This window comes from Pusillimonas noertemannii (assembly GCF_003096595.1).
In the GTDB taxonomy this organism is placed as follows: domain Bacteria; phylum Pseudomonadota; class Gammaproteobacteria; order Burkholderiales; family Burkholderiaceae_B; genus Pusillimonas; species Pusillimonas noertemannii.
This window is the reverse complement of the sequence record NZ_QEKO01000014.1, coordinates 1-5,617: the sequence shown is the minus strand read 5'-3', so window position 1 is coordinate 5,617 and position 5,617 is coordinate 1. Positions and strand designations below refer to the sequence as shown.

Below are 5,617 nucleotides of genomic sequence, written 5' to 3'. Positions count from 1 at the left end.
GCGGGGGCTTTGGGGTGTAAGAGCCTGACGATGACCTACTTTCACAGGCGAATGCCAACTATCATCGGCGCAAAGGCGTTTCACGGTCCTGTTCGGGATGGGAAGGCGTGGGACCACCTTGCTATGGTCGTCAAGCGTAAACGGTTGCCGGCACGCCGGTTGGGGCGGGCGCGGCCAATCTGGGCAAGAAGCACACGTAAGGTCACTTACGGTGGTGTGATAAGCATGTGTGGGGTGATTGGGGTGCGCGCTGTACGAGGGGCGCACCCGATATAGACCTTTGTTTGAACGGCACCTGAACACGTATAACCTACAAGGTTATAGGATCAAGCCGCACGGGCAATTAGTATCAGTTAGCTGAACGCATTACTGCGCTTACACACCTGACCTATCAACGTCCTGGTCTCGAACGACCCTTCAGGGGGGTCAAGCCCCCGGGATACCTTATCTTCAGACGAGTTTCCCGCTTAGATGCCTTCAGCGGTTATCTCTTCCGTACGTAGCTACTCGGCAATGCCATTGGCATGACAACCGATACACCAGCGGTACGTCCACTCCGGTCCTCTCGTACTAGGAGCAGGCTCCGTCAAGTATCCAACGCCCACGGCAGATAGGGACCAAACTGTCTCACGACGTTTTAAACCCAGCTCACGTACCTCTTTAAATGGCGAACAGCCATACCCTTGGGACCGGCTACAGCCCCAGGATGAGATGAGCCGACATCGAGGTGCCAAACACCGCCGTCGATATGAACTCTTGGGCGGTATCAGCCTGTTATCCCCAGAGTACCTTTTATCCGTTGAGCGATGGCCCTTCCATTCAGAACCACCGGATCACTATGTCCTGCTTTCGCACCTGTTCGACTTGTCAGTCTCACAGTCAAGCACGCTTATGCCATTGCACTATCAGCACGATTTCCGACCGTACCTAGCGTACCTTCGAACTCCTCCGTTACACTTTAGGAGGAGACCGCCCCAGTCAAACTGCCCACCATGCACTGTCCCCAACCCGGATAACGGGCCAAGGTTAGAACCGCAAACAGACCAGGGTGGTATTTCAAGGATGGCTCGGCCCAATCTAGCGACTGGGTTTCAACGCCTCCCACCTATCCTACACAGGCCGGTTCACAGTTCAATGCAAAGCTACAGTAAAGGTTCATGGGGTCTTTCCGTCTAGCCGCGGGTAGATTGCATCATCACAAACACTTCAACTTCGCTGAGTCTCAGGAGGAGACAGTGTGGCCATCGTTACGCCATTCGTGCAGGTCGGAACTTACCCGACAAGGAATTTCGCTACCTTAGGACCGTTATAGTTACGGCCGCCGTTTACCGGGGCTTCGATCAAGAGCTTGCACCCCATCACTTAACCTTCCGGCACCGGGCAGGCGTCACACCCTATACGTCCACTTTCGTGTTTGCAGAGTGCTGTGTTTTTAATAAACAGTCGCAGCCACCGATTCTCTGTGACCCCTTCATGCTCAGGGCGCAGGCCCATCACACTACCAGGGTATACCTTCTCCCGAAGTTACGGTATCAATTTGCCGAGTTCCTTCTCCTGAGTTCTCTCAAGCGCCTTGGAATATTCATCCCGTCCACCTGTGTCGGTTTGCGGTACGGTCTCGTACAGCTGAAGCTTAGAGGCTTTTCTTGGGACCACTTCCAATCAGTTTAGAACCGAAGTTCTATCCAGCCACACCCTTGAATTACGCGCCCGGATTTGCCTAAGCGCCTTCTTCGATGCAGCAACGGGGACGTCCAACACCCCGATGACCTTTCGCAATCCGTCCCCCCATCGCACTGTACGACGGTGCTGGAATATTAACCAGCTTCCCATCAGCTACGCATCTCTGCCTCGCCTTAGGGGCCGACTCACCCTGCGCCGATGAACGTTGCGCAGGAAACCTTGGACTTACGGCGAGGGGGCTTTTCACCCCCTTTATCGCTACTCATGTCAGCATTCGCACTTCTGATACCTCCAGCAGCCTTTACAAGCCACCTTCGCAGGCTTACAGAACGCTCTCCTACCACGCATGCCCTAAGGCACGCATCCGCAGCTTCGGTAACTGGCTTAGCCCCGGTACATCTTCCGCGCAGGACGACTCGATCAGTGAGCTATTACGCTTTCTTTAAAGGATGGCTGCTTCTAAGCCAACCTCCTGACTGTCTATGCCTTCCCACTTCGTTTCCCACTTAGCCAATTTTAGGGACCTTAGCTGGCGGTCTGGGTTGTTTCCCTCTTGAGTCCGGACGTTAGCACCCGGTGCTCTGACTCCCGCGCTGTACTTGCCGGTATTCGGAGTTTGCCATAGTTTGGTAAGTCGCCATGACCCCCTAGCTATAACAGTGCTCTACCCCCAGCAGTAATACGCGAGGCACTACCTAAATAGTTTTCGGAGAGAACCAGCTATTTCCAGGCTTGTTTAGCCTTTCACCCCTATCCACAGCTCATCCCCTAATTTTTCAACATTAGTGGGTTCGGTCCTCCAGCACGTGTTACCGTGCCTTCAACCTGGCCATGGATAGATCGCCTGGTTTCGGGTCTACACCCAGCGACTAAATCGCCCTATTCGGACTCGCTTTCGCTACGCCTGCCCTATTCGGTTAAGCTTGCCACTGAATGTAAGTCGCTGACCCATTATACAAAAGGTACGCAGTCACGGGACGAGCCCGCTCCTACTGTTTGTATGCACACGGTTTCAGGATCTATTTCACTCCCCTTCCGGGGTTCTTTTCGCCTTTCCCTCACGGTACTGGTTCACTATCGGTCGATCACGAGTATTTAGCCTTGGAGGATGGTCCCCCCATCTTCAGACAGGATTTCACGTGTCCCGCCCTACTTATCTGACGCCTAGTTCCAGCAGCTGAATTTCGTCTACAGGGCTATCACCTGCTACGGCCGCGCTTTCCATCGCGTTCGACTATCCAATTGCCTAAATCGTCAAGGCTGTTCCGAGGTCGCTCGCCGCTACTGTCGGAATCTCGGTTGATTTCTTTTCCTCGAGTTACTGAGATGTTTCAGTTCACCCGGTTCGCCTCCACTGGCCTATGTATTCAGCCAGGGATACTGCCCAAAGGGCAGTGGGTTTCCCCATTCGGACATCTGCGGATCAATGCTTGTTTGCCAGCTCCCCGCAGCTTTTCGCAGGCTACCACGTCCTTCTTCGCCTGTGATCGCCAAGGCATCCACCATGTGCACTTAGTCGCTTGATCCTATAACGTTATAGGCTATAGAACCTTGAGTTTCGCGTGTTTGTGCCGTTCATCTATTTCAAAGCTCGAACACCCTGTTGCCAGCGCATTCGATATGAGAACTATTTGAACAAAATTGTGTTTTGCAATCACAACCCGTACTTATCATGGACGCGCCCCATACCGGCGCACGTCACACCATAAATTACTTCGTTGTGCTTCTTCCAGATTGTTAAAGAACGAATTACTGCTTACTGCGTGTACTACTCTAGCGCGATTCCGAAGAATCAACGCACAACCCCCGAGTGGCCCAACCACCCAGACGCTCTGCGTTAACACCCGCAAATCCCTGCTCCCCAAGACCCCATGCCAACCAACGGTAAAACGTGGTGGAGGATGACGGGATCGAACCGACGACCCCCTGCTTGCAAAGCAGGTGCTCTCCCAGCTGAGCTAATCCCCCGCATAAAACCGTGGTGGGTCAAGTTGGAATCGAACCAACGACCCCCGCCTTATCAAGACGGTGCTCTAACCGACTGAGCTACTGACCCAGATCTTGTATCACCGGGCGAGATCTCGCCTACGCAACAGCAACAGACAACCGATAAGTGTGGACGCTTTCGCTTCGTGCACCCTAAATGCTCTGAAAGGAGGTGATCCAGCCGCACCTTCCGATACGGCTACCTTGTTACGACTTCACCCCAGTCATGAATCCCACCGTGGTAAGCGCCCCCCTTACGGTTAGGCTACCTACTTCTGGTGAAACCCACTCCCATGGTGTGACGGGCGGTGTGTACAAGACCCGGGAACGTATTCACCGCGACATGCTGATCCGCGATTACTAGCGATTCCGACTTCATGCAGGCGAGTTGCAGCCTGCAATCCGGACTACGATCGGGTTTCTGAGATTGGCTCCCCCTCGCGGGTTGGCAACCCTCTGTCCCGACCATTGTATGACGTGTGAAGCCCTACCCATAAGGGCCATGAGGACTTGACGTCATCCCCACCTTCCTCCGGTTTGTCACCGGCAGTCTCATTAGAGTGCCCTTTCGTAGCAACTAATGACAAGGGTTGCGCTCGTTGCGGGACTTAACCCAACATCTCACGACACGAGCTGACGACAGCCATGCAGCACCTGTGTTCCGGTTCTCTTGCGAGCACTCCTAAATCTCTTCAGGATTCCAGACATGTCAAGGGTAGGTAAGGTTTTTCGCGTTGCATCGAATTAATCCACATCATCCACCGCTTGTGCGGGTCCCCGTCAATTCCTTTGAGTTTTAATCTTGCGACCGTACTCCCCAGGCGGTCAACTTCACGCGTTAGCTGCGCTACTAAGGCCCGAAGGCCCCAACAGCTAGTTGACATCGTTTAGGGCGTGGACTACCAGGGTATCTAATCCTGTTTGCTCCCCACGCTTTCGTGCCTGAGCGTCAGTATTATCCCAGGGGGCTGCCTTCGCCATCGGTATTCCTCCGCATCTCTACGCATTTCACTGCTACACGCGGAATTCTACCCCCCTCTGACATACTCTAGCCTGGCAGTTAAAAATGCAGTTCCAAGGTTAAGCCCTGGGATTTCACATCTTTCTTGCCAAACCGCCTACGCACGCTTTACGCCCAGTAATTCCGATTAACGCTTGCACCCTACGTATTACCGCGGCTGCTGGCACGTAGTTAGCCGGTGCTTATTCTGCAGGTACCGTCAGCGGCGCAAGGTATTAACCCGCGCCTTTTCTTCCCTGCCAAAAGTGCTTTACAACCCGAAGGCCTTCATCGCACACGCGGGATGGCTGGATCAGGGTTGCCCCCATTGTCCAAAATTCCCCACTGCTGCCTCCCGTAGGAGTCTGGGCCGTGTCTCAGTCCCAGTGTGGCTGGTCGTCCTCTCAAACCAGCTACGGATCGCAGCCTTGGTAGGCCTTTACCCCACCAACTAGCTAATCCGATATCGGCCGCTCCAATAGTGAGAGGTCCCGAAGGATCCCCCTCTTTCCCCCGTAGGGCGTATGCGGTATTAGCCACGCTTTCGCGTAGTTATCCCCCGCTACTGGGCACGTTCCGATACATTACTCACCCGTTCGCCACTCGCCACCAAGATAAGCAAGCTTATCTCGTGCTGCCGTTCGACTTGCATGTGTAAAGCATCCCGCTAGCGTTCAATCTGAGCCAGGATCAAACTCTTCAGTTCAATTCCTGTAAATCGTATTTTCCTTCAAACATCCCTAAGGACATTTGCGGTCATACGTCGCATTGCTTCAAAGGAAGAGCCGGTTCTTACTTTGACATAAAAACTTGGCTTCTTCACTTAGTGCAAGCACTTCAAACTTGTTGAGCCCAAGGCCTCGTGAAAGGCCCCGCGGCGCACTCATTCCAAGCGCCCACACTTATCGGTTGTTTCGTTGTTAAAGAACAAGGGTCCTGCCCCAACCT

General features: G+C 53.7%; 2 tRNA genes and 3 rRNA genes. All 5 read right to left on the bottom strand.

Annotated elements, in window-relative coordinates:
* Positions 1-22 precede the first annotated feature (22 nt).
* Positions 23-135: ribosomal RNA gene (gene rrf, locus C7440_RS19675) — 5S ribosomal RNA — on the bottom strand.
* A 187-nt stretch (positions 136-322) separates the two neighbouring features.
* Positions 323-3,209 (bottom strand): 23S ribosomal RNA (locus C7440_RS19670).
* A gap of 366 nt (positions 3,210-3,575) precedes the next feature.
* Positions 3,576-3,651 (bottom strand) — tRNA-Ala (locus tag C7440_RS19665).
* 11 nt (positions 3,652-3,662) lie between these two features.
* Positions 3,663-3,739 (bottom strand) — tRNA-Ile (locus tag C7440_RS19660).
* Positions 3,740-3,834: 95 nt separating this feature from the next.
* Positions 3,835-5,375: ribosomal RNA gene (locus C7440_RS19655) — 16S ribosomal RNA — on the bottom strand.
* Together the 16S, 23S and 5S rRNA genes with 2 tRNA genes alongside form the textbook arrangement of a ribosomal RNA operon.
* Positions 5,376-5,617 lie beyond the last annotated feature (242 nt).